General features: G+C 71.8%; 20 protein-coding genes. 13 read left to right on the forward strand and 7 right to left on the reverse strand.

Annotated elements, in window-relative coordinates:
• Positions 1-48: 48 nt before the first annotated feature.
• Positions 49-867 (forward strand): class I SAM-dependent methyltransferase, encoded by an 819-nt coding sequence (locus ACFCZ1_RS04610; RefSeq protein WP_376676879.1) that lies wholly within the window; start codon positions 49-51, stop codon positions 865-867.
• 78 nt (positions 868-945) lie between these two features.
• Here the strand turns inward: ACFCZ1_RS04610 and ACFCZ1_RS04615 are convergent, their stop codons facing one another.
• The gene (locus tag ACFCZ1_RS04615; protein ID WP_376676880.1) at positions 946-2265 is read right to left on the reverse strand and encodes a hypothetical protein; all 1320 of its coding nucleotides are present in this window, start codon (positions 2263-2265) and stop codon (positions 946-948) included.
• A gap of 172 nt (positions 2266-2437) precedes the next feature.
• Between ACFCZ1_RS04615 and ACFCZ1_RS04620 the strand changes: the two genes are divergently transcribed.
• The 9 genes from ACFCZ1_RS04620 (at position 2438) to ACFCZ1_RS04660 (ending at position 12195) form a co-directional block, all read left to right on the forward strand.
• Positions 2438-3916 (forward strand): RNB domain-containing ribonuclease, encoded by a 1479-nt coding sequence (locus tag ACFCZ1_RS04620; RefSeq protein ID WP_376676881.1) that lies wholly within the window; start codon positions 2438-2440, stop codon positions 3914-3916.
• A 949-nt stretch (positions 3917-4865) separates the two neighbouring features.
• Positions 4866-5987 (forward strand): nucleotide disphospho-sugar-binding domain-containing protein, encoded by a 1122-nt coding sequence (locus tag ACFCZ1_RS04625; protein ID WP_376676882.1) that lies wholly within the window; start codon positions 4866-4868, stop codon positions 5985-5987.
• Between the two features lie 167 nt (positions 5988-6154).
• Positions 6155-6577 carry a VOC family protein gene (locus ACFCZ1_RS04630; protein ID WP_376676883.1) on the forward strand — a complete coding sequence of 141 codons (423 nt, stop codon included), beginning with the start codon at positions 6155-6157 and terminating at the stop codon, positions 6575-6577.
• A 221-nt stretch (positions 6578-6798) separates the two neighbouring features.
• On the forward strand, positions 6799-7416 hold the full coding sequence (locus tag ACFCZ1_RS04635; RefSeq protein ID WP_376676884.1) for a TOPRIM nucleotidyl transferase/hydrolase domain-containing protein: 618 nt from the start codon (positions 6799-6801) through the stop codon (positions 7414-7416).
• Positions 7417-7703: 287 nt separating this feature from the next.
• Complete coding sequence (locus ACFCZ1_RS04640) at positions 7704-8147, forward strand: hypothetical protein (protein ID WP_376676885.1); 444 nt, start codon at positions 7704-7706, stop codon at positions 8145-8147.
• A gap of 229 nt (positions 8148-8376) precedes the next feature.
• Positions 8377-9111 carry an ArsR/SmtB family transcription factor gene (locus tag ACFCZ1_RS04645; protein ID WP_376676886.1) on the forward strand — a complete coding sequence of 245 codons (735 nt, stop codon included), beginning with the start codon at positions 8377-8379 and terminating at the stop codon, positions 9109-9111.
• 135 nt (positions 9112-9246) lie between these two features.
• The gene (locus tag ACFCZ1_RS04650; RefSeq protein ID WP_376676887.1) at positions 9247-10188 is read left to right on the forward strand and encodes a DMT family transporter; all 942 of its coding nucleotides are present in this window, start codon (positions 9247-9249) and stop codon (positions 10186-10188) included.
• A 102-nt stretch (positions 10189-10290) separates the two neighbouring features.
• Positions 10291-10800 (forward strand): hypothetical protein, encoded by a 510-nt coding sequence (locus tag ACFCZ1_RS04655; RefSeq protein WP_376676888.1) that lies wholly within the window; start codon positions 10291-10293, stop codon positions 10798-10800.
• 168 nt (positions 10801-10968) lie between these two features.
• Positions 10969-12195 (forward strand): cytochrome P450, encoded by a 1227-nt coding sequence (locus ACFCZ1_RS04660; protein ID WP_376676889.1) that lies wholly within the window; start codon positions 10969-10971, stop codon positions 12193-12195.
• A 143-nt stretch (positions 12196-12338) separates the two neighbouring features.
• Here the strand turns inward: ACFCZ1_RS04660 and ACFCZ1_RS04665 are convergent, their stop codons facing one another.
• The 3 genes from ACFCZ1_RS04665 to ACFCZ1_RS04675 form a co-directional block, all read right to left on the reverse strand.
• Entirely contained in the window at positions 12339-13073 is a 735-nt protein-coding gene (locus ACFCZ1_RS04665) for a class F sortase (RefSeq protein ID WP_376676890.1), read from the reverse strand.
• Positions 13070-13894, reverse strand: a complete 825-nt coding sequence (locus ACFCZ1_RS04670; RefSeq protein ID WP_376676891.1) for a hypothetical protein — start codon at positions 13892-13894, stop codon at positions 13070-13072. Before ACFCZ1_RS04670 ends, ACFCZ1_RS04665 begins: the two co-directional genes overlap by 4 nt.
• Before the next feature lie 129 nt (positions 13895-14023).
• Positions 14024-14605 carry a ribosome-inactivating family protein gene (locus ACFCZ1_RS04675; RefSeq protein WP_376676892.1) on the reverse strand — a complete coding sequence of 194 codons (582 nt, stop codon included), beginning with the start codon at positions 14603-14605 and terminating at the stop codon, positions 14024-14026.
• A 594-nt stretch (positions 14606-15199) separates the two neighbouring features.
• Between ACFCZ1_RS04675 and ACFCZ1_RS04680 the strand changes: the two genes are divergently transcribed.
• Entirely contained in the window at positions 15200-15757 is a 558-nt protein-coding gene (locus ACFCZ1_RS04680) for a hypothetical protein (RefSeq protein ID WP_376676893.1), read from the forward strand.
• A 185-nt stretch (positions 15758-15942) separates the two neighbouring features.
• On the opposite strand, the gene ACFCZ1_RS04685 is transcribed toward ACFCZ1_RS04680, so the two are convergent.
• The gene (locus ACFCZ1_RS04685) at positions 15943-16398 is read right to left on the reverse strand and encodes a transglycosylase SLT domain-containing protein (protein WP_376676894.1); all 456 of its coding nucleotides are present in this window, start codon (positions 16396-16398) and stop codon (positions 15943-15945) included.
• 575 nt (positions 16399-16973) lie between these two features.
• Here ACFCZ1_RS04685 and ACFCZ1_RS04690 point away from each other — a divergent pair.
• Complete coding sequence (locus ACFCZ1_RS04690) at positions 16974-19559, forward strand: molybdopterin-dependent oxidoreductase (protein WP_376676895.1); 2586 nt, start codon at positions 16974-16976, stop codon at positions 19557-19559.
• Positions 19556-20542 (forward strand): FAD binding domain-containing protein, encoded by a 987-nt coding sequence (locus ACFCZ1_RS04695; RefSeq protein WP_376676896.1) that lies wholly within the window; start codon positions 19556-19558, stop codon positions 20540-20542. Before ACFCZ1_RS04690 ends, ACFCZ1_RS04695 begins: the two co-directional genes overlap by 4 nt.
• Positions 20543-20621: 79 nt before the next feature.
• On the opposite strand, the gene ACFCZ1_RS04700 is transcribed toward ACFCZ1_RS04695, so the two are convergent.
• Positions 20622-22232, reverse strand: coding sequence for a phospholipase (locus tag ACFCZ1_RS04700; RefSeq protein ID WP_376676897.1), 1611 nt, complete (start codon positions 22230-22232; stop codon positions 20622-20624).
• Positions 22233-22604: 372 nt separating this feature from the next.
• Positions 22605-23291, reverse strand: coding sequence for an HAD family hydrolase (locus ACFCZ1_RS04705; RefSeq protein ID WP_376676898.1), 687 nt, complete (start codon positions 23289-23291; stop codon positions 22605-22607).
• Positions 23292-23371 lie beyond the last annotated feature (80 nt).

Raw genomic sequence — 23371 nt, forward strand, 5'->3', positions numbered from 1 at the left:
TCCATGCGTGCAGCCGATCCCCTGGGATCGATCATCTAGGCTGCGACGATGGAACGCGCGACCGAATTACCCGAGAGCCTCGCCCCCGCAGGTCGGGACCGGGTGAACGACTACGACAGTTTCGCCGAGGCGTACGCGGCGGAGAACGAGAACAATCTCGTGAACGCGTACTACGAGCGGCCCGCGATGCTGGCCCTCGCGGGAGACGTGGCCGGCCGTCGGATCCTGGACGCCGGTTGCGGCTCGGGCCCCCTGTCCGCCGCGCTGCGCGACCGCGGTGCGGCGGTCACCGGCATCGACGCCAGCGCCGGAATGCTGGCGCTGGCAAGGCGGCGGCTGGGTGACGACGCGGCACTGCACGTGGTCGACCTGGGTGACCGCCTGCCGTTCGCCGACGGTTCGTTCGACGACGTGGTGGCGTCGCTGGTGCTGCACTACCTGGAGGACTGGGGGCCGACGCTCGCCGAGTTGCGGCGGGTGCTCAGGCCCGGCGGCCGGCTGATCGCGTCGGTGGACCACCCCTTCGTGGCCTACACGATCCAGGATCCTCGGCCGGACTACTTTGCGACCACCAGCTATGCCTTCGATTGGACTTTCAACGGGCGGCCCGTCCCGATGAGGTTCTGGCGCAAGTCACTGCACGCGATGACCGAGGCCTTCACCACCACCGGTTTCCGCCTTGCCGTCGTCAGCGAGCCGCAGCCCGACCCGGCCGCCCGTGAGCTGTTCCCCGACGAGTTCCCTGACCTTTCGAGCAAACCCACCTTCCTGTTCTTCGTCGTCGAGGTCCCGCAGCCGGCCACCGCCTCGGACGACCGGCCCGTCCACGGGCTCGCCGGTCGGCCCGCTGGTTCAGCGCGTCCTTGACACGGCGGCTCCACAGAGGTCGAGCCTGGAGCGGAAACCGCCGGCACAGCCGCCGGGGGCAGCAGTCGAACGGCGGGCTCAGAGCCGGTGCACCAGCGCCGACTCGTCGACCCAGTGCCAGTTCACGGGGGCGGAGCGCTTCTTCAGAGCGGTGCGCTGGGTGCCGTACGTGCGCAGCGCGGTCTCCACGGCTGACTGCAGATCACCCAAGTCCTCCGGTACCGGCAGGCGCAGCAGCAGGTTCTGCTTGCGGTGGACGAGGAGGAGTTCACCGGCGGGTGTGGGGGCCATGAGGGCGAAGTGTGTGAGGGCCTTGAACGGCTTGTCCTCGGTGGAGATCCGGGCTCGCAGCTGTCCGTCCGCGCTCCAGGCGTAGAGGCCGTACCGGTTCAGGTGGAAGGCGCGGCCTCGGTGCGGGTCGGCGACCACGGTGAAGCAGAAGCCGGTGAAGGGGCTGTCCTTGTACAGGTCCAGGCCTTCCAGGCGGCCTGCCATCCGGCCCTGGTCGTCGAGGAGGGCGAAGGTGAAGGCCCCGCCCCGGTTGCCGGAACGGTAGATGCGGCTGAAGACCGGGACAACGAAGAGGTCGTCGCCGAGCGGCACGGGCCGGCCGAGCTTGGAGTCCACGTACGTGTAGGGGGTGGCGTAGGCCGAGACGAGTTCGGTCAGCGTGGGCGAGGGCCGGTTGTCCCGGCCGACCGGCGCGCCCTGGAAGCGGAGGTGCGGGCGCAGGTCGGCCTCGGTCTGACGCTCGGCCCGGCCGTCGAGCGAGGCGATGGCCCGCAGCGTGGCCTTGGTGCCGGGAGCCAGGCCACTGCCGGAATCCGAGACGGCGACGATGTTGGGGTGCGCTCCGGCCCAGTTGCTCAGTCCGTACTCGGAGGTCACGGCCAGCAGCCGGCCGGACGGGGTGACCGAGAGGGACGTGGCGTACGGATCCCCCGGTCCGGCCTCCTCGGCGGAAAAGTTGTGGGGCGTCCGCCAGGCCTCCAGGACCCGGCTCAGATCGGCGGAGAGAAGGAAGGTGCTGCCCGGTTTCCCGCTCACGGCGAGGGTTCCGTCGGGGAGCAGCGCGAGGGTCATGTCCCATGGCTCGGGTAGTGCCGAGGGGGAGCCGTCCGGGTGGGGCTGCCCGAACAGGGCCGTATCCACGGGCGAGCCGTCGGGGGCGTACCGGGTGACGAGCCCGTACGTGAAGTTCTGCTCGGCTGGATCCTGCGAGAACTCGGTCAACACCCGGTAGCGGCGCGCCATGTACAGCACGTACGTGTCGCCGGAGGGAGCCGCGGCGACGTCGAGCACCGTGAAATACAGCCCCTCGGAGGGCTTGGCGGCCAGATCGACGCGGTGGGTGTCCACCACCGAAGAGGGCAGGGTCAGAGGAATAGTGTGAACCATGATCGTAATTGTCCGACGCCCCGCTGACAGTCCGGTGGGCCAGCCCGGCGGGCGCAGAAGGTGCGGGGCGGTAATGGGCTCGGCCCTCCGGCCGGCGGCCCGTCCCGCCCTGCTCCACCCGGACGGTTCTCCCCGGCGTGCCGGTGCTCGCCCGCCGCCCTACGCTCTGGGCATGCCACGCCGTTCTATGCACATGTCCGACGCGGCCGAGGCCGCGCTGCGCACCGCCTTGCAGAAGCTGCGGACCGAGCTGCATGCCCCCACGGCCTTCCCCGCACCCGTGCTCGAAGCGGCCGACGCCGCCGCCCACGCGCCCCGGCTGCCCGACAAGGACGCCACCGAACTGCCGCTCTTCACGATCGACCCGCCGACTTCGAAGGACCTCGACCAGGCCATGTACCTGGAACGGCGGGCCGGCGGCGGGTTCCGCGTGCACTACGCGATCGCCGATGTGGCTGCCTTCGTCACGCCGGACGGCGCACTGGACACCGAGGCCCACAAGCGGATCGTGACGCTGTACTTCCCCGACGGCAAGGTGGCCCTGCACCCGCCCGTGCTCTCCGAGGGCGCGGCCAGCCTGCTGCCGGGCCAGACCGTCCCCGCCCTGCTCTGGCAGCACGACCTCGACGCCCACGGCGAGGTGACCGCGTCGCACGTGAGCCGGGCCATGGTCCGCAGCCGGGCCAAACTCGACTACGCGGGCGTCCAGCAGGCCATCGACTCCGGAACCGCGGAGGAGTCCGTGGCCCTGCTGCGCGACATCGGCACCCTGTGCGAGGCCGCCGAGGCCGCGCGGGGCGGCATCTCGCTCACCCTGCCGGACCAGGAGGTCACGTTCGAGGACGGATCGTTCCGGCTGAGCTACCGGGCGCCGCTGGCCGTGGACGGCTGGAACGAACAGATCTCCCTCATGACCGGAATGGCCGCGGCCCGGATGATGCTGGACAGCGGTCCGGGCATCATCCGGATCCAGGACACGGCCCCGGCCAACGAAGTCACGCGGCTGCACCGCATCGCCCAGGGCCTGGGCATCGACTGGCCGCATCACGTCTCGTACGCCAAGCTGATCCGCTCCCTCGATCCGAACAACCAGAAGCACGCGGCCTTCCTCCACGAGGCGGCCGGCGCCCTGCTGCTGAAATCGGTCTACAAGTCCTTCCCCGACCACGACCACATCCCCGGGCAGACGGCCCACGCGGCGCTCGCGGCCCCGTACACGCACTGCACGGCCCCACTACGGCGTCTGGTCGACCGGTACACCGGTGAGCTGTGCGTGGCCGCCTGCGCGGGCCAGGCCCCGCCGGACTGGGTGCTCGCGGCCCTGGACGACCTGCCGGGCAGGATGGCGAAGGCGAAGGGGAGTACGGCGGACCGGCAGTCCGTGGACCTGGTGGAGGCGGCACTGCTCATGGACCGGGTGGGCGGCGTCTTCGACGCCACGGTCATCGACACCGACGAGGAAGAAGCGCGGTCGAATCCGCGGGCGGGACTGGTCCAGCTGGCGGACCCCGCCGTACTGGGCAAGGTCACCTCGGCCGATGCCGACCTGAAGCTCGGCGCGAGCGTCAGGGTCAGGCTCGAACGGGCCGACCCCGCGTTCCCCGACAAGGACAAGAAGATCCTCTTCAGCCTGGTGCAGGCCCTTGGCTAACGCTGTGCCCGCAAGTTCGCCGGGTCGGGGGTCTGCGGCTCTCCGACGTGGGTCTTAGGGCCGTTTCCCCTGGATCTGGTCGGACGGTCCACCCTGGGTTCCAGCGTGTCGATCCACGGGTCCCGGCCGCGCCGTGGGCTGGGACGGTGTGAGTGGGTCAGGGTGAACCGCCTCCCGCCCACTGGCGGTCCGGGCAGGACTCCCCCGCCCGCGCGACGCTGGGCCACGGCCATCTGTGACGCCCTCGGTGCCGGGCCCGGTGCCGGGCCCGGCCGGACCGGCGGTCTTCGGCTCGGCGGCCGGCTCGGCGGTGAGCCGTGTGACGGTCGTCGCCAGGAGGCCGGCAGCGGAGCCGGGGAACCAGGAGGGCACTCGCGCCGACCGCGGGTGCCGCGCGTGAATCCCGCGTCCACGTCCACGTCCACGTCCTGAGGTGCCCTGTGCCTCAAGGTCGTCGCTGTTCGCTGTTCATCGCGGCCAGGCCTGCGGGAACGCGGTCGGGGCCGGCCGTGCGCCGGGCCGCGTGAAGTTGGTTGTGATCACACTCCGGCCGTCCGCGGCTCCTGCCGGCCTCTGCCCAGGAGCACGCCCGCGCTGCCGGCCCGGGTGACGTGCTGGAGGCGGGCGGGCGCTGCCGGCGGGCCGTGGTGGGGACGGCAGCGCGGCCGCTGCGGCGGCGAGCACGAAGGCCAAGAAGGCCAAGAAGGGCAAGAAGGCCATGGCAACCGGTGGGGCCTGGCGTTCGCCGTCGTCGCCGACCGGAGCACCGAGCTCAACCCGCTCCCTCCCACCGGCTCGGCACCCTGCCCGGAAGTGTCCGTCGCAAAACGTCCGATTATCGATCCCCGAGGCGGAACACAACGCTGCTGCCCGTCAGTTCACCGAAGGGAACCGGGGGCGAGCCCGCACGACTCGTCCTCGACCGGCAGAACAACGGCAAGGAGAACCCGTGCGCATACTCTTCACCGGACCGGCCGCGGCCGGCCACCTTTTCCCGATGATCCCGACCGCGCAGGCTCTGCGCGCCGCCGGCCACGAGGTGCTGTTCGCGAGCTCGCAGCCGCTGGACCGGCTCCGCGAGGCCGGTTTTCCGATCGTCGAGATCGGCGACGGCCGCACCATCCGGGACGTGTTCGAGCAGTCCACCGGCGAGGAGGTGCGCTACGTCAACCCCGACATGACTACGGATCAGATCCTTGACATGGCAGCCCGCGCCTTCGCGCTCGTCTCCCGCCCCACCGTGGACGGCCTGCTGGAAACCGCCGGCGGCTGGGGCGCGGACTTGCTGGTCTACGACTCGTTCCAGGCCTCCGCGCCGCTGGTCGCGGCCAAGCTCAAGATCCCGTCGGTGATCCAGAACTTCGGCGTCACCTCCGGCCTCGACATGGTCGGCCGGTTCGCTGCCCACTTCACCGAGGCGTACGAGACGTACGGGGTGGCCGGACCCGCCGAGCCCACCGCGCTGAACATCGTCCCCGCCTCGCTCGGCGGCGACCCGGGCGGCTTGCGGATGCGCTACCTCCCTTACAACGGCGGCGGCACCGTCCCCGCCGGGCTGCTGCGCCGGGGCACCCGTCCGCGCGTCGCCGTCACCCTGGGCACGGTGCTCACCGAGCTGGACGGTGTCCGTGCCATAGTCCGCCTGATCGAGGCCGCCGCCTCGGTGGACGCCGAGTTCCTGCTCGCCGTCGGCGACGCCGACCTCACTCCGCTCGGCACCCTCCCGGACAACGTCCGCCCGCTGCCCTGGGTCCCGCTCGCCGAGTTGCTGACCGCCTCCGATGCGCTGATCCACCACGGTGGCTCCGGCACCCTGCTCACCGCCCTGCAGGCCGGCCTGCCCCAGCTCCTCCTCCCCCAGGGCGCCGACCACTTCACCAATGCCGACGCCCTGACCGCGACCGGCGCCGCCCTGCGCTCCGCCTCCGACGACGTCGACGCCCCGCTCCTCACCCGCCTCGTCACCGACCCGGCCCTGCGCGAGGCCGCAGCCCGCCTCCAGGCGGAGAACGCCGCCCTCCCGTCCCCGGCCGAAACGGTCCCCGCTCTGGAGGCCCTGGCCGCCGCTTAGGGCGCGGCACAGCCGCCGGTGGCGGGTCGCGCCCGTCGCTCCCCACCACCACCGGGACCGCCCCTGGTGGGGAGCGGCGCGTGCGTGCACCGCTGAACTCCGGCGGGGCTCGCTCAAAGATCGCGATCCAGCCGAACCGGATCCGAAACTGGGTTAGAAAGGCCGGTATGGAACTCACCCAGATACGCCTGTTGGTATCCGACTTCCCCGCCGTCTACCGCTTCTACCGTGATGTGCTCGGGCTCAAGCCGCAGTTCGAGGCCGAGAGCGGCCCGTACGCCAAGCTCAGCCCCGACACCGGACACGCCGCGATCGCGCTGCAGGACCGCGCGCAGATGGCGGGCATGCTGGGGCGGTTGGGGGCGGAGCCGGTGGGATACCGCGCGCTGGTGGTGCTGCGGGTGGAGGACCTGGACGCCACCCACGCCGAACTGACCTCGCGGGGTGCCGGGTTCACCAGGGATCCGGGGCCGATGGGCGAGCGCATGCGGGTCGCCTACCTGGAGGATCCGGAAGGGAATCTGATCGAGCTCCAGGAGTGGCTGGAGGTGCGCGAGCAGGCCGGCAGCACGCCGACGTCGGAGGGGTAGCCGGCGGGGTCCGTCCGCGGCCGAACCGCTGTCCGTCCTGGGGCCGTTCGGCCATGGCGTCCGAGACGACCAGAGGGGCCCGCCCCGCGAGCAGCGCCCGCCCACGTCCCCGCTCCCCCGTCCCCCCTCCCCCGTGCCCGCACCCGATTTGCGTCGGCCGTGTCGGGTCGGAGCGCCGAAAACTGCGTGCCCTGCCGTCGGAGGAGATGCAGACTCACTCCATGGAGGACATGCGAGCGTTCCGCAACGAGGTAACCCGCCGAGCCGCTGGGGGGACCGGCGGGTCGGCGAGCGATCTGGCCGAGCGACTGGGAGTGCGGACTGCGGTACTGCTCGAAGGTCTGAGCGACCTCGCGGCCGTCGAGGCGCTGGCCGCACTGCAGGGCAGGGACCTGGACGCCGAGGGGGTGTGCGTGGTGCCGATGGGCGGGGCGATGAGTGTCGGCCGGTACGCGAGCCTTCTCGGGCCGCCCGGCCTCGGCCTGCGCCTGGCAGGACTGTGCGACGAGCGCGAGCAGCCCTTCTTCGACCGCGCTCTGGATCGGGCAGGGGCCCCGCGCCAGGACATCTTCGTGTGCGTGGCGGACCTGGAGGACGAGCTCATCCGGGCGCTGGGCACGTCAAGGGTCGAGGAGATCGTCGAGGCCGAGGGCGACGTGCGGGCCTGGCAGACCTTCCTGCGCCAGCCCGCGCACCACGGCCGCCCCCGGCAGCAGCAGTTGCGGCGCTTCCTCGGTACGAAGAAGGGCCGCAAGATCCGCTACGGCCGCCTCCTCGTCGAAGCCCTGGACGGCGATCAGGTACCCGCCCCCCTCGGAGACCTCCTCAAGAGCTTGTGACCGGTGCGCGACATCCCGTCGCCCGGTTCGCGTCCCTGAACAGCTGTCGCTGCCTCCCGCCGCAGATCACGCGGAGGCCGGCAGGGTCGCCGATGCCCAGCTGCCAACCGACGCGCCGCTGAAGGCACAGGAGGGCACCCTCAGCACCGGGACGCATCCGCCGTACTCCCCCAGGGTGACGTAGAGCCTTTCCGACCCTCGTCGCGCGTCGACGGGGAAGGGATCCGTCGGCCCAAAAGACCAGCGGCGACCCACGCGGGCGCCGCGTTTCAGAACTGGAGTCGGCCATGGCGCCTGTACCGAACGGCACCTACATGATCACCCGCCCCCCGGACCAGCTGCTCACGCTGGAAGAAGGGGCGTCGGAGCCCAAGACACCCGTCGTCCTCCTGCCACCCACCGGCAACCCCGGCGAGCAGGAATGGCAGCTGGAAAACCTCAGCAACGGCACCTGCACCATCCGCAATCTGCGGAGCGAAACCTATCTCTCCTACGACGGCGACCCGGAGATGAACAAACCGGTCGTCGGATTCCCCGAGCCGCGTGAGTGGACGCTCTACCAGAGTGCGCAGCCGCACACCTTCCACGTCGTCGTGCCTGGAGGCCCGGTCGACGGAGTGGAGTTGGCCCTGGATCTCAGTCTGCTGCGGATCTTCCCTCCCCGTATCGCCCTGAGGCCACTCGACGTCAGCGACCAACGCCAGGCGTGGAACTTCCGGTTCATGGAGTAGGAGGCCGGAAGTGAGTGCCCGGGCCGACGACCGGCCCGGGCGCCACCCCACGAGCGCGCCCGGAGCGGCCCGCGGATCCGGGTCCCGTCCGGGCGGGCAACGGTCCGCAGGCCCGACGGCGCGGGCCCGGCGGCGCGGGCCCGACGGCGCGGGCGCGACGGCCTGCGCGCGACGGCCGGCACCAGAAGATTGTTCGCTGTTTACCGAATTCATGGGGCATCCTGGCACCATGAACGAGTCGTATCCCGAGCCTCCTGCCGACGGCCCGGCCCCCGCCGCCCGCCTCGCGGCCTTCGCTGCCGCCCTGGCCGACGAGACGCGGGCCGCCATCTGCATGACGCTCCTGGAGGGACGCGCCTGGACCGCGGGTGAGCTGGCGCGGATCACCGCAGTCGCGCCTTCCACGGTCAGCGGCCACCTGACCCGGCTGCTCGATGCGGGCATCTGCGTGACCGAGCGGCAGGGCCGCCACAGTTACGTGCGCATCGCCGACGCCGCGACCGCCCGCCTGGTCGACGAGCTCGCCTCCTACGCGATTCCGGACCGGGACTCGGCGCACGCGGTACCCGTGGTCGCCGCGCCGGACCCGCTGGCACGTGCCCGGACCTGCTACGACCACTTCGCAGGGCGGTTCGGCATGGCGGTGACCGACGCGATGGAGCGGGGCGGGCTACTGCGCACGGCAGGCGTCTTCGAGCTGACGGAGGACGGCCGGGCCTGGTGCGCCGAGGCCGGCATCAACCTCGGCCACGAGGGGCGCAGGCCGCTGGCGAGCTCCTGCCTGGACTGGACCGAGCGGCGCCGCCACCTGGGCGGCGTCACCGGGGCGCGGCTGTGCGCGCACGCGCTGCAGGAGGAATGGGTGGTACGCCCGGCGGGCGGCGGGCGGGCCCTGGAGGTGACCGGGGCCGGAGAGCGGGCCTTCGGCGACCTGCTGGGAATCACGCCGGAAGCGTGGAGCTGAGTCGGCTGAGTCCTGCGGGCGGGGACCGGACCGCCTGCCGCCCGCCGTCCGCCCCCTTGCCACCCGCCGCGCGGTTCAAGTTCCGAGGTTAACATTTCGGTGGACGCCGAAATGTTGCCGCCGTAGTGTGCTCCCATGACGTTCCGCACGGGTCGAATCCCGCCCCACCTGCTCACGGCCGGCGCCGTCTCCTTCACGGTGTTCGCCTGGGCCTCCGCCTTCGTCTCCATCCGCAGCGCCGGCGCCGCCTACTCACCCGGGGCCCTGGCCCTCGGCAGGCTGCTGGCCGCCTCGCTCGTGCTCGCCGTCCTGCTCCTGATACGCCGCCAGGGCCTGCCGCCACGCGAAGCCTGGCGCGGAATCCTGTTGTCCGGTCTGGTGTGGTTCTGCGGCTACACGATCGCGCTGAACTGGGGTGAGCGTCTGGTCGACGCGGGCACGGCGTCCCTGCTCGTGAACACCGGGCCGATCCTCATGGCACTTCTCGCGGCCCGCCTCCTCGGCGAGGCCCTTCCGCCGCGGCTGCTGGTGGGCATGGCCGTCTCCTTCGTCGGAGCGGTGGTCGTGGGCCTGTCCATGTCGTCCGGCGACGGCGGCTCCACCCCCGTACTGGGGGTCGTACTCTGCCTGCTCGCCGCAGTGGCCTATGCGACCGGTGTCGTCGCCCAGAAGCCCGCGCTCTCCTACGGAACACCCCTGCAGATCACCGCCTACAGCTGTCTGACGGGGACGGCGGCCTGCCTGCCCTTCACGGGGCAGCTCCTCGCGGAAGTCCCGAAGGCACCGGTGTCCGCGACCCTGAACATGGTCTACCTGGGCGCGGTGCCGACCGCCCTCGCCTTCACCACGTGGACCTACGCCCTGGCACGCATGCCCGCCGGCAAGCTGGGCGCGACGACGTACGCCGTCCCGGCCATCGTCGTCCTGCTGAGCTGGGCCCTCCTGGGCGAGGTACCCGCATGGCTGACCCTCCTCGGCGGCGTTCTCTGCCTGGCCGGAGTCGCGGTGTCCCGGTACACGCCGCGCTCCCGGCGAACCCCCCTCCGGGACGGCCCGGTGCCCTCGGCCCGGACGTGACCGGCTCTGCACTCCCGTGTCGGGCACCACCCGAATGCCCGGTCCATTGGGCATCCGGGCTGCGGCGCCGTTGACTGGGAAGCCCGGAACACCCTTGGAGGCATGGTGGCGACGGTCGCGTGGATGCGTGGCGCGGCAGGTGTGGTGCTCTCGCTGGTGGTGCTCGGCGCCGCCGGCTGCTCGGACGGCGGGGGAAGCCCGACCAGCGCCGTGTCGGGCGCCGCGTCGGCGGTGAAGTCGGCCGGCGAGGCGGTCTCATCGGCCGCCGCCGAGGCGGCGAAGGCTGCCGAGTCCGCCGCTGCGGTCGCGAAGGGCAAGCTCGCTGAGGTCAAGAACGGGGTCGATGCCAAGGAGCAGGTTTCCCTGGGTTCGGTGACGACCGGCGGGGACGGGTACACGACGGTTCCCGTGACGGTACGGAACACCGACGACGCGACGAAGTCCTTCGCCGTGCAGGTCGAGTTCAGGGACGAGAGCGGCGGCCTGGTCGACACCGTGGTGGTGACGGTCTCGGACGTGCCCGGGAAGGGCACGGGGCAGGGCACGGCCCGCAGTACGCACAAACTGTCCGGCACCGTGTCGGCGCGGACGGGTGCGGCCTTGCGCTACTGAGCCCCGGGGGCCGCAGCCGGTGGCGGGGCCCTCGCCCGCCCGGCGGCCCGGGCTGCGGGCCCTCTACCGGCCCGCGCGGGGGTCGGGCAGGATGACCGGCGCACCGGAGGTCACCCGCGGCGGTGGCCCCCGCCCGGCCCCGACCGTGATCGTGATCCGGAGGTCCCAGTGACGTCGCACGACGACCAGGCACGGCGTGACGAGCTGTACCGCGACCCGTACCCGCTCTACGACCGCGCCCGGCGGACCGGGGGGCTGACGTACGTGCCCGAGTTCGACGCGTGGCTGGTGGCGCGGGACCGGGACGTACGGGAGGTGCTGCTGCGCGCGGAGGACTTCTCCTCGGCCAACGCCCTGCTGCCGGACGTCGCGCTCTCGGAGGCGGCGCTCGGCGTCCTGCCACGGGGGTTCGGCCCCCGGCCGACCGTCGTGTCCACGGACGGCGCGGCCCACCGCCGGCACCGGGCCCCGCTGAACCGGGGGCTGTCCGCCACCCGGGTGGCGGCGCTGGTGCCGTACGCCCGCGCGTGCGCGCGGGAGCTGGTGGACGGCTTCGCGGCGGACGGGTCCGCGGAGTTGGTGGAGGCGTACGCCCGGCGGTTGCCCGGGATGGTGGTCGGACGGCTGATCGGGCTGGACCCCGCCGACGTGCCCGCGGCCGTGTACGGCGGCTACCGGGCCGAGGAACTGCTGTTCCGACCGCTCTCGCCGGAGGGGCAGGTGGCTGCCGCCGAGGACGTGGTGGCGCTCCAGCACCTGCTGGACGGGTACGTCCGCGACCGGCGCGCCCGGCCCCGGGACGACATGTGCTCGGTCATGGTGGCCGCCCTCGCTCCCGGCGACGCCGGGCTCACCATCGAGCAGCGCCACGAAGCGGTGGCGAACCTGCAGAACCTCCTGATCGCCGGATTCCTCACGACGAGCGCGCTCATCGGCACCACGCTGCTGCATCTGCTCGGCGACCGGCGGCAGTGGCGGATGCTCTGCGCCGATCCGTCTCTCGTCCCGGCCGCGGTGGAGGAGGCCGCCCGCCATGACACCGCCGTCCAGGCCTTCCGGCGGACCACCACCCGGCCGGTGACCCTCGCCGGGACGGAACTTCCGGCAGGAGCCACCGTGCTGGTGGCGTACGGTTCGGCCAACCGCGACGAGGAGCGGTACGAGCGGCCTGGGGAGTTCGACATCACCCGGCCCGGGAACCTTCACCACCTCTCCTTCGGGCACGGACCCCACGGCTGCCCCGGTTCCCGGCTGGCGCGCGAACAACTCCGCCTGACGCTGGAACTGTTCACGCGCCGCATGCCGCATCTGCGACTCGACGGGGACCGTCCACGGCCGCGGATCCGGCCCACCCTGATCCACCGCTCGCCGCAGGACCTGTACGTCACCTGGTGACCCGGCGGGCCGGTCGTCAGCGACCGTCCCGTGCCGGCCCGCCGGCAGCAGCCGCGAGGAGACCCGCGGGGTTGCGAAAGGCGTCCGTCGGCCGCAGGGCCCACTGCGACGGACGGACGCCCTTCCCGGCCCCGGCAACCTGCCTACGCGGCACCCGTCATGCGGGCGAACACCACGACGTTGCTGTCGTAGTAGTGCTTCTTCGGGTCGAAGTCGCCGCCGCACGTGACCAGGCGGAGGCCCGCGTGGTCCAGGTTCTTGTACACCTCCAGCGTCGGGAACTCGGCCTTCGGATACTCGGCGACCCGGTCCACCGTGAACGTGACCGTCTTGCTGTCCTGCCGGGTCACCTTGATGGTGTCGCCTGCCTTCATCGTCTTGAGCTTCTCGAACACGGCTGATGCTCCGTTCCACGTGACGTGCCCGGCGATCACGGCTGGTCCCTGGGAGCCGGGCGTCGGCCCCGGCTCGTACCAGCCCGCGAGCGCGGGGTCCTTCGGGGTCTGCATGGTCCCGTCAGCGTTCTGCCGCAGCGTCTCCAGGGAGCTGGACAGGCCGAGGGAGGGGATCGTGATCTTCTGGGGTTCCGACCGGGCGAGGGCGGGCTCGGCCCGGCTCTGGCCCGTACCCGTGCCGCTCTGCGATCCGGCCGCGGGTGACGCGGAGTCACCGCCGGCGGGCGCCTTCCCGGACGGTGCGGCGCCGGCTGCGGCCGGTGCCCCGCCCTGGAGGGCTTTCCCCTCCGGGGCAGGGTGCTCCCCCGCGCACCCGGCGAGGAGCAGCGCGGCGAGGGCGGTGGCCGCCAGGGAGCCTGCGGTCCGGCGGCGGGGCCGCGTGGCGGATGGGGCAGGCGCGCAGTGCGCTGGAGCCGGCTTCACGCGCCGCTCCCCGTGGTCCCCCTGCCGGTGGCTACGGCGGCGGCGCGCTTCCGCGCGACGGCGACCGCACCGGCCACCACCGCCAGTACCGTGATCGCCGCACCGTCGCGCACCGTCACCGGCACCACCGCGCGCTGCGGAGAACCGCCGCCGGTCTCGATGCCGCCGACCGGAATGGACCCCACGGCCGCGCCCTTGACCTCCCCGCAGTTGGTCGGAGCCGTGGCCTCCTGGGGCAGCTTCGGGTCGAGCTCGCTCTTGCCGGCCCCCTCGAAGTCGTATTTGTTGTTCTTGTTGCGGTCGATGCCGTGCTGCACGACGTGCAGGTCCTTGATGTGGTCGACCACGTCCTGGCCGACGGGGATCGTCCGCTTGTATGAGATCTTGCCCTGCTTGTCGGCGACGGGCATGCGCTCCACGGCGAGGCCGCTGGTGGCCTTGGTGTCCCCGGCCGTGGTGAGCGAGATGTTGATGTCGCCGTAGTCGTGCGTGGCCTCGGTGTTGCTGAGGACTCCGTCGCCGTCGGTGTCGTCGGTGGCGTCCGGGCAGTGGAAGTCGTGCCCCTTCGTCGAGCCGTGCAGGTGCTGGGCCGACGGCTGTCCGGGCACCATGCCCTCGGACTCGATCTGCACGGTGAGCTGGTTGCCTTTGAGGCTGAGCATGACCGTGCCGCTGGAGCCTGATGCGTTCAGCTGCGCCAGATCGATCTGGTACGCCTTTCCGCCCTCCGCGAGAGCTGGTCCGGAAAGTCCGAGGGTCAGGAACACGGCGGCGGGTACGGCGGCAAATGCCACGCGGCGACCGGTGCGCTTGACTATCACATTCGCTCCTGTTCCGTGGATCCCAGGACTGGAATCGCACTTCGTACGGGGTTGAAATGAGCTCCTGGAGAGGTCTCACCCCTTCTTCGGTGCCCCAACGCCGGTGGATGGGTGCCTATTCGAGGAATTTCAGGCGACCGCCATGCTCGACAGGCGGCCACCTGTCATCCAGATGCGTGATATCGCATCGGCCAGGGCGGGGTATCGAGCAGCCTCGCAGAGCATTTCCGAGAGCACGAGAATTCCGTGTGCGGTGCACTTCGGATCGCGGTTCCGGTGCAGCCAGATGACCGCGTTGCCCAAGGGGCGCCGCCCCAGGGAGATCCCCGAACGCCGCACATCGGCGGCCGTCTCCAGATCGGAGCGGCCTCCGCCGAACGGCAGGGCTTCCACCCGGAGGACTCCCGGTGGCGCGACCGAGTCCCGCACGTGGCGAACGTAGCCTTCTGGCGGAGCCTGCCCGTTCGCGAAGGTGTTGCGGAACCCGACGATGCGAAACTCCGCGTTCCGCAGGCGGATCTCGATGTAGAGCTCGATGAACAAACCCCGAAGCTGAATGTGCACGGGGAGGTAGGGTGCCCCTCCCTCCCCGTGCCCGGCCCTGCTGAAAACCCGCCGCGCCTCTTCCGCTCGCGACCGGATGGTCGACGTCAGGAGCCGGTACTCGTCCACCGATGCGTACGCCGAGGAAAACGTGACGGGTTTCAGCATGGCCGCCCGTATCAGGTGAAGGAGTCGGAACTCGGACTTCTCGGAAGTAATCTGACCGCAATCGGTTCGATTCTGTTGCAATCACGCACGAACATCCACCGCCTTCGACATCATTCCGAGCGTCGACGAGTGGCTTCATCCTCGTCGCCGGATTCGGTTCGGTCAGTCCTTTGTAGTCGTCCTGGCGGCGACCGGGGCAATAGTTGGCCTCTGATGCTAAGAAATCAGCGCGTGGTCCCGGTGTCCGAACGGCGGCCGGTGAGCGTCGACGACTGTGGCGGCGAGCGTTGCTGGCGGCCGGCGGCGCCGTGGTCGTGCTCGCTGCGATCGGGGGGTGGCTGGCGAGCTCGACCGGTGAGCGGCCCACTGAGGAGCCGTACGCGCCGCAGGCGCTGGAGGAGGCGATGTGGCCGGCCGAGTGGCCGGCCACGGTGCGCATGCCGTTCCGCGGTTCGCCGTCCGCCGCTTGGGCGGACGGGGCTGCCGGGATCGACCTTCCGGCGTCGGAGGCCGTCGGCGCGCTGACCTCCGTGCAGGTGGGCGACGTACTGCGCCAGACCCGGGGGCTGCTGGTCGAGTCGAACCTCACCGCGCGTGCTCGGCGCGCAGCCCGATACGGCGCTGGCCCGTCTCGATCCGCGCGAGCCTGCGCGCGCGGAACTGGAGAAGTCGCTCGGGCAGCCGGGCGAAGGGCACAGTCCGCTGTGGCTCTTCACGCGCTTCGACCCGGGCGAGGTCGCCCTGCACGGCACCGTGGTCAAGACGCGCGGGACGATGACGTACGAGGCTTCGCCGGCGGGCGAGTTGGTGGTGCACGCCGACTACACCTTCGTCTATCCGCTGGTGAAGCTCTCGGGCGGCACGGTGGTGGTACCGGGAGCCCAGGAGGTCGCCCGGGTCGTCGTCCGACGGCGTCTGGACCTCGTGGCCAGGGGTGATGGACAACTGACCGTACGCGAAGCGCAATGGCGGGCGGCCAACGACGACTGCCGCGCACCGGAGGACGGGTACCTGCACCCGGTCTTCTCGAAGGAGCGTGCCGCGGCGCCGAAGTGGCCCGCACTGGATCCCTATGACCCCGGGACCCACTCGCGGACAGGGACGGTTCCGGTCACCGGTGCGCGACCCCGAAACGGACATGACGAGCCCTGAGACGGCGGTCGCGACGTCCTGACGGGGCGGGCGAGGCACGAGCGAGGGCGCGGGGTTCAGTACCGGAGGCGCCGTTTTGCGGTGGGCTCGGTGGCCGGATACGCGAAGACGCCCGGCGGGATGGTCCCCGGCCGGGCGTCTGCTGTCTGCTGTCTGCTGTCTGCTGTCCGCTGTCCGCTGGTGGCTTAGTACCAGTGGTTGGCCTGCCAGAAGTTCCAGGCGCCGACCGGGCTGCCGTAGCGCTCGTTCATGTAGTCCAGGCCCCACTTGATCTGGGTGGCCGGGTTGGTCTTCCAGTCCGAGCCCGCGGAAGCCATCTTCGACGCCGGCAGAGCCTGGACCAGGCCGTACGCACCGGAGGAGGCGTTGGTCGCGGTGGGGTTCCAGCCGCTCTCGTGCGAGACGATCTTGTCAAAGGCGGCGAACTGGGCCGGGTCCTTGATCATCTGCTGGGCGATCGCCTTGGCGCTCGTCGGGGCGGCCTGCGCGGGAACCGCGGCCAGCATGGAACCGGCGACACCCAGGGCGACGACGGTACCCGCGAGGGTCTTCCTGGAAGCGGCGATGCGGCGGATGACGGCGTTGGACACGGATAGACCTTCCGAAGGGGACAAGGGCGGTCGCAGGCATGCCGAAGACATGCGTGAGCCACTCACGCGAAGGAGAGGGGTTCGACGGCGGGAGGGTGAAGTACCGAAGCACCCCTGCCGCCCTGCGACTCATCCAGTTCTACAGACCCCACCAAACCCTGGCAACGACCCCGCCTACTAGCGGACCTCGCAGCCGGGATGCCGCAGCCCCCCTCCGAGCTCACCGGTATCGGTGCAGGTGGAGGGGCTGCGGAGAGGGTGAAATACCCCAGAAAAGGGCTACTATCCCTTTACGTATGTGACGTGGGCCCTATGGGACGGCTCACCGCCACAAGCCCCCGATCTCACGCAGCGTGGCCGGCCGTACACCTTCGAGGACACGGCAGAAAGCGGACTAAACGTCCGAATCTAAGGAAATCGGGCATCGGAGGCGGTTCTTTGCGCGCCGCCCGCCCCAGCACCGTCAGCACCCCGGTCGCGCGCCGTATGTCCCGCACCCGAGCGGTCGTCTCTTCCTGCCCCCGCGCCGCCCGAACTGCGCCCACCCCTGGACCGGGATATCAAGGAGCGTGAAGGTGAGCGCGAGGCCCGGCGGTCGCCACACCCACGGCTGAGGAGTACGTCTCGTGGAGTTCGAGGTCAATGGCGCCCGGCGCGCGGTGGACGTGGACGACGACCCGGCCGCCGTGGAGGTGGTGCGCGACCGGCTGGGTCTGACCGGCACCAAGCTGGTCTGCGCGGGCGGGGTGTGCGGGGCCTGCACGATCCAGGTCGACGGTGAACCCCGGGTCTCGTGCCTGACCCCGGCGGTCATGCTGGCCGGCCGTCGCGTGACGACGGTGGAGGGCTTGTCGGGCCACGCGGTGGCGCGTGCCTTCGCCGGCGAGGACGCCCTCCAGTGCGGCTACTGCACCCCGGGGTTCGTGGTCGAGGCGGCGGCGTTCTTCGAGCGGTGGCGGGCCGCGCACGGCCGCACCCGGCCGGGACGGGAGCAGATCGCGGACGCGTTGGCGGGCCACCTGTGCCGCTGCGGCGCGTACGAGGGGATCTTCAGCGCGGTGGCCGCGGCCTGCGCGGGCGACTACGACACGGCGCAGGCCGGTTACGACACGGCGCAGGCCGGTGGGGAGGCGCCCGCGGTCCCGCGCGCCGAGGCCCCCGAGAAGATCAGCGGATCGGCCCGGTACACCACGGACCTACGCCCCGAGGGCCTGTTGGAGGGGGTGATCATCCGCTCGCCGCACGCACACGCGCACGTGCGTTCCCTGGAGGCCGGAGACCTCCCGCTGGTGCCGCTGCTGCCTCCTGACGGCGTGGTGCGGTACGTCGGGCAGCCGGTGGCCGCGGTCGCGGCGCCGGACCGGGCCGCCGCACGGGCGGCCGCTGCGCGGGTCAGGGTGGACTACGAGGTGCTGCCGGCGGCTCTTGACGTACGCCGGGCCCGGGCCGGCGAAGGCCCGCTGGTCTACGAGGACAAGGCGGCCCGCAAGCGGGCGCCGGGGTCCGGCGAGACCCCCCAGCTGCTGCCCGCCCGCTGGCGCGGCAACCTGCGGGGCCCGTCCGCCATGAGCAAGCGCCCCGCCACCGCGGTGCGCCGTATCACCGAGGCCCGGGAACGGAACCCCGAGAGGGTGGTGGAGGGGGTGTTCACCACCGCCCCGCAGACCCATACCCCGCTCGAACCGCATGCCTGCCTGGCCCAGTGGGTCGACGGCACCCTGCACCTGGAGGTGTCCACACAGTCGGTGAAGCGGGTGGCCGAGCTCGCCGCCGAGCGCTTCGGTGTGCCTGCCGAACGGGTGGTGGCGAGGGCGGTCCACGTCGGTGGTGCTTTCGGCTGCAAGATGGGGCTGACCTCCGACGTCGTCGCCGCGGTTGAGCTGGCCCGGCTGCACGGCGCCCCGGTACGGGTGGTGCTGGACAGGGACGAGGAGCTCACGGACGGCGGATACCGGCCCGGCACCCGGATCCGGCTGGCGATGGTCGCGGACGCGGGCGGCGATCTGAACGCGCTGGCCATCGACGCGGAGAGCGACGGCGGGATCTCGGTGGGCGGCTCCGTGGCGGCACTGGCCCGGTTCATGTACGGCAAGGCCCCGCGTCGGCTCCGCGACTTCGACGCGCTCACCCACCGGCCTCCGGGCGCCCCGTTCCGCGGCCCGGGCGGACCCACGATGTGCTGGGCCCTGGAGCAGGCCGTCGACGAGATGGCCCACCGGCTCGGCCAGGACCCGATCGCCCTGCGTCGCCGCTGGGACGGCAACCTGAAGCGACACGCCCTGTACGACCGGGCCGCCTCGCTTCCGGTCTGGTCGGGCCCCCGTGGCGGCACCGGGCGGTTCCGCCGCGGCGTCGGCGTCGCGGCGGCCAACTGGCTGTACTTGCTCGATCCCGTCACCGAGGTCGAGCTCACCGTCGAGGACGGGATCGTCGTCGCCCGCTGCGCCGTGCAGGACATGGGCACCGGCTCGCGGACCGTGCTGCGCCGGGCCGTCGCCGAGGGGCTCGGCGTACCGGAGGGCAGGGTGCGCGCCGACGTCGGCCGGAGCGATGCCGTCCACGGTCCCACCTCCGGCGGCAGCCGCACCACGCCCTCCCTCGCGCCCGCCGCCGCGGACGCCGCCGCCCGTCTGCGCGACGCGCTCGGCGGCGGGGACGTCGCCGCCCGGCTGGACGCGGCGCACGGCGTACGGGTGACCGGCCGGCGCCCCCGCGACCGCCGGGGCTTCGTGACCCCGTTCACCCTGGGCGGTATCGCCATCGGCCGCGGCTTCACCGGATCGGTGCAGGTCGCCGAAGTCGAGGTGGACACGCGGCTCGGCCGGATCCGACCGCTGCGCGTGTGGAGCGGCATCTCCGCGGGCCGCATCCACGAGGACCGGCTGGCCAGGAGCCAGTGCGAGGGCGCCGTCGTCCAGGGCGTCGGCTACGCCCTGTACGAGGAGCGGCGCACCGACCCCGCCACCGGTCGGGTGCTGACCGAGAATTTGGAGGACTACCGCATCCCCGGGATCGGCGATACCCCCGAGATCACCGTCCACTTCCATCAGGAGGGCTTCGAGCACGTCCCAGGCGGCGGTGTCGGCCTGGGTGAGATCGCCACCCTGCCCACCGCGGCCTGTCTGGCCAACGCGGTCCACGACGCGACCGGCTGGCGTCCGTACGACATGCCCATCCGCCCCGACCGGCTCCTGGAAGGACTGCGTACGTGAGCACCGAGCCCGCCCTCAGCGAACTGTCGGCCGCCGTCCTGGCCCGCGGCGGGGAGCTGCGCGCCGGTGGCACCGACACCACCGCCCGGCAGCGCAGCGGGGTCTCCCCCGGACCGTTCACCGATCTCGCCGGCGCGGGTCACCTGCGCGGCACCACGCCGCTGCCCGGCGGCGGACTGCGGATCGGCGCCCTGACCACCCTCGCCGCGCTGGCCGCCGATCCGCAGGTGCGCGCCGGCTGGCCGGCTCTCGCACTGTCGGCCGGGACCGCGGCCACCCCGCAGATCCGCGCCGCCGGCACCCTGGGCGGCAACCTGCTGCAACGCAACCGCTGTTGGTACTACCGCAATCCGCACGTCAGCTGCTTCCAGAAGGGCGGCACCGGCTGCCCCGCACGCGCGGGCGACCACCACTTCGGCGTGGTCAGCGGAGACGGGCCCTGCATCACCCCGCACCCGTCGACCCTCGCGATGGCCCTGCTCACCTACGGCGCCGAGGCCGAGATCCACGGTGAATCCCCGCGCAGCGTCGCCGACTTGTACGGGGACGGCGACCGGCTCCACCAGGCCGATCACCTGCTGCGGCCGGACCGCATCCTCACCGGGGTGCGGCTGCCCGCACCCCTGCCCGGTGAACGCGCCGCCTGTCACCGGGCCACCAGCCGGGCCCACGCCGAATGGCCCCTGGTCGAGGCCACCGCCCGGCTCGCGCTCGACGGGGCCACCGTCACGCACGCCGCCGTCGCGGCGGGCGGGGTGGCGCGCGTCCCGCTGCGGCTGACGGAGGTGGAGGCCGCCCTGATCGGCCGCGAGGCCACCCCCGGGGTCCTCGCCGCGGCGGCCGCGACGGTGCTCGCCCGCTGCCGGCCGCTGCCGCAGACCGGCTACAAGGCCACGCTGTTCAGAGACACCGTCCTGGAAGCCCTGGAACGGGCCGTCGGCCCGGCTGCCGTCGGCCCGGGGCTGAAACCCGTGTATTCCTGACGCAGTTGGCAGATGACCTCGACGAGCCCGGGCCTCAGCCGCACTCATCGGGGGCGGGGCCTCCCCTACGCCGGTCGGGTCAGGCGGCGGGGCAGATGCCCTGCTCGTAGTCGACGGTGGCGGTCCGGCGGGAGTACTGCCACTGCGGATCCAGCAGCTGGGTCGTGAGCTGCCGGGCGGCGTCGGAACTCTCGACGACGTACCCGAAGTCCTGGAGCCAGGCGGGATAGAGGTTCTTCGAGCCGAGGTAGAACGTCGAGTCGTCCACCGCGACCACCTTGTGGTGCTGGGCGTACGGGTGGCCGTCCGCCCAGGTCGGCGCGGCCGAGCTGCGGAAAGTGGCCAGCTGGAGGTTCGAGCACATCGTCGTGCGCGCCGTGACCCGGTCGCCGGTGACCAGGGCGAGACGGTCGCGGAGGGTGTCGCTGATCTCGGCGAGGGACTTGATCTGGGAGTAGCCCCCGCTGCCGACGGCACCCCGGTTGGCGGGATCGCTGACCACGATGCGGACCTTCACCCCGGCTGCCAGCTTGGCGGCGAGGGCGTCGTACACGCGGATGTCGTAGCGCGGCAGCGGCGGGCAGGTCGCGTTGACGTCCTGCTGGGTGATCTCGATGTGCCGGCCGGCGGTGGAGATCAGCGTCCGCAGGGCGCTCTCCTCCGGGTTGACCGTGTCGTAGTCGCGGTCGGCGTTGGTGTTGTCGTGGAGCCCGACGACGCACTTGGTGTCGGGTGCGGTGGGCAGCTGGGGCCGGAAGGCCGAGACGGGGTCGTTGCGCAGGATGCCCACTCCGAGCCCGCCGACGGCGATGACGGGCACGTCGCCCTGGGGCGCAGGGCCCGCGGCGGCCTTCGGCATGGACGGCATGCAGGGGGCGCCGTTGGAGGAGGCGAACCAGACACTGGCGATGTTGCTCTTGTTCTGGCAGGTCCAGGACCACAGTTCGTCGAGGTAGCGGCCCGCCGAGGCGGCGCCGGGCCCCTTCAGCGCCAGGTCGACATCGGCCACCGGGTGGCTGGTCTCCAGGTAGTCGTCCTTCCAGCTGTTGATCCCGCCCGTGACCACCGACTGGCCGTCGACCAGGAGGATCTTGGAGTGGTTCCAGGAGAACGCGGTCTTCGAGGTCGTCATCGAGGCGACGTTGAGGTCGATGTTCCGCGCGTCGTCACCGAGCCTCGCGACGAGTTCGTCCCGGTACTTCGACGGCACCACGTTGAGGTGGTAGACAGGCGCGGCGCCCACGAGGACCCGCACCTTGATCTTGTTGCCCCGTGCCGCCGATGCCTTCAGACCGGAGACGAGAGCGTCCTGGAACGCGCCGTTCGGGAACGGCGCGAGAGTGGATATGTCGACGGTCTGCTTGGCCTGGGCGACGTTCTCGGAGATCTTCGACAGCAGGCGTTGCGTACCGGGCCGCTCCGTGCACGCGCTGTCGCCCCAGCAACCGGGGGTCTGGAGCAGCCAGTCGCCACCGCCGGGCGTCGAGGCGTCCAGGGCGTTGCCGGCGGTGCGGTCCCAGACGCGGCCCTCGAGGCCGGGCGAGACCCGGCGGAGTTCCTGTTCGACGGAGTCAAGGTGCGGGGTCGGGGCGGCTGCCGCCGGGACGGCGGGCAGCAGCACGAGCAGGGCAGCGGCGGCTGCGGCTCGGGAGGTGAGACGGGTGGGCCGAAGCGGACTGGGGCGGAGCAATGTGGGTTCCTTGCGAGAGGGGTGGCCGTCACCGCGCCCACCCGTGACGGGGCTTGACGGGGTGACGACAAGATCAACTCGCGGAAACTATCAGTCCGATAGGCACCGCAATCACCTCGGATATCGGATTCAGCCAGGCATTCCATGTGGCGATGTGACGTAAATGCACCGACTTGCCGCCCCGGGGTCCGCCCAACCGATGGGGCTACGCACCCTCCCCCTTCTGTCAGTGCGGCGTACGGAAGACGCCGCTGCCATGTACGGGGGGGGGATCGATCGATGCTCCGCAGTCGGCCGGTTACCGGGACGGGCCCCGCCTCCCTCCACGACGCAGCGCCGAGAAGACGCCGGCCGGCTGCGATGGGGCGTGGGTCAGGCCGGGACGCCCGCCAGGTGGTGCCAGCCACGCAGGCCGGCCTCCGCCAGCAGGTCCGGATGGTCGCCGACGACGACCGAATGGCCGACGAGGCGCAGGAGCCCCAGATCGGAGACGTGGTCGCCGTAGGCGTGGCAGTCCTCCGGGGCGATGCCGCGCTCGGCCAGGAGCTCCCTGGCGGCCCGGGCCTTGGCGTCGCCGATCATCGTCGACAGCACTTCCCCGGTGTAGACCCCGTCCTGAACCTCCGGGCGCGTGCACAGCACCACGTCGGCACCGATGTGGGCGGCCACCGGATCCAGAGCGGCGGGGAAGGAACCGGAGACGAGGACGGTGGCCAGCCCGCGCTCCTGGTGGGCGGTGAGCGCTTCGAGGACGTCCTGGTGGAAGAACCCGCCCTGCCGCAGGTGCTGCGCGAACCATGCCCGGCCGAGGGCCTCCGTCTGCTCGGCCCGGTAGCCGGCGAATCGCCGGTAGAAGAGCCGGTTGCCCTGTTCCCGGGGCAGGCCGGGGCGCAGCAGGTCGCGGGCGTCCTGGCGGAGCCGTTGCTGTTCCTGCGGGGTGTGCCCGACGGCGTTCAGGAAGAAGTCGTAGAAGTCGAACATGCTCTTGACGGTGGTGAGCGTCTCGTCGACGTCAAAGAACGCGACGGCGTGCGTGGTCGTCGGCAGTGCCGTGGTCACGGAGAACTCCGGAGGCGAGAAGGGAGAGGGGGGAAGGGAAGAAGCAGGTAAGGGAAGGTAAGGGAACGACCTGGAGGGCC

Source organism: Streptomyces sp. NPDC056224, assembly GCF_042267665.1.
Taxonomy (GTDB): Bacteria; Actinomycetota; Actinomycetes; order Streptomycetales; family Streptomycetaceae; genus Streptomyces.

Coding starts and splice junctions, on each gene's coding strand:
- ACFCZ1_RS04610 (WP_376676879.1), top strand. CDS start 49: ATGGAACGCGCGACCGAATTACCCGAGAGCCTCGCCCCCGCAGGTCGG.
- ACFCZ1_RS04615 (WP_376676880.1), bottom strand. CDS start 2,265: ATGGTTCACACTATTCCTCTGACCCTGCCCTCTTCGGTGGTGGACACC.
- ACFCZ1_RS04620 (WP_376676881.1), top strand. CDS start 2,438: ATGCCACGCCGTTCTATGCACATGTCCGACGCGGCCGAGGCCGCGCTG.
- ACFCZ1_RS04630 (WP_376676883.1), top strand. CDS start 6,155: ATGGAACTCACCCAGATACGCCTGTTGGTATCCGACTTCCCCGCCGTC.
- ACFCZ1_RS04635 (WP_376676884.1), top strand. CDS start 6,799: ATGGAGGACATGCGAGCGTTCCGCAACGAGGTAACCCGCCGAGCCGCT.
- ACFCZ1_RS04640 (WP_376676885.1), top strand. CDS start 7,704: ATGGCGCCTGTACCGAACGGCACCTACATGATCACCCGCCCCCCGGAC.
- ACFCZ1_RS04645 (WP_376676886.1), top strand. CDS start 8,377: ATGAACGAGTCGTATCCCGAGCCTCCTGCCGACGGCCCGGCCCCCGCC.
- ACFCZ1_RS04650 (WP_376676887.1), top strand. CDS start 9,247: ATGACGTTCCGCACGGGTCGAATCCCGCCCCACCTGCTCACGGCCGGC.
- ACFCZ1_RS04655 (WP_376676888.1), top strand. CDS start 10,291: ATGGTGGCGACGGTCGCGTGGATGCGTGGCGCGGCAGGTGTGGTGCTC.
- ACFCZ1_RS04675 (WP_376676892.1), bottom strand. CDS start 14,605: ATGCTGAAACCCGTCACGTTTTCCTCGGCGTACGCATCGGTGGACGAG.
- ACFCZ1_RS04685 (WP_376676894.1), bottom strand. CDS start 16,398: ATGTCTTCGGCATGCCTGCGACCGCCCTTGTCCCCTTCGGAAGGTCTA.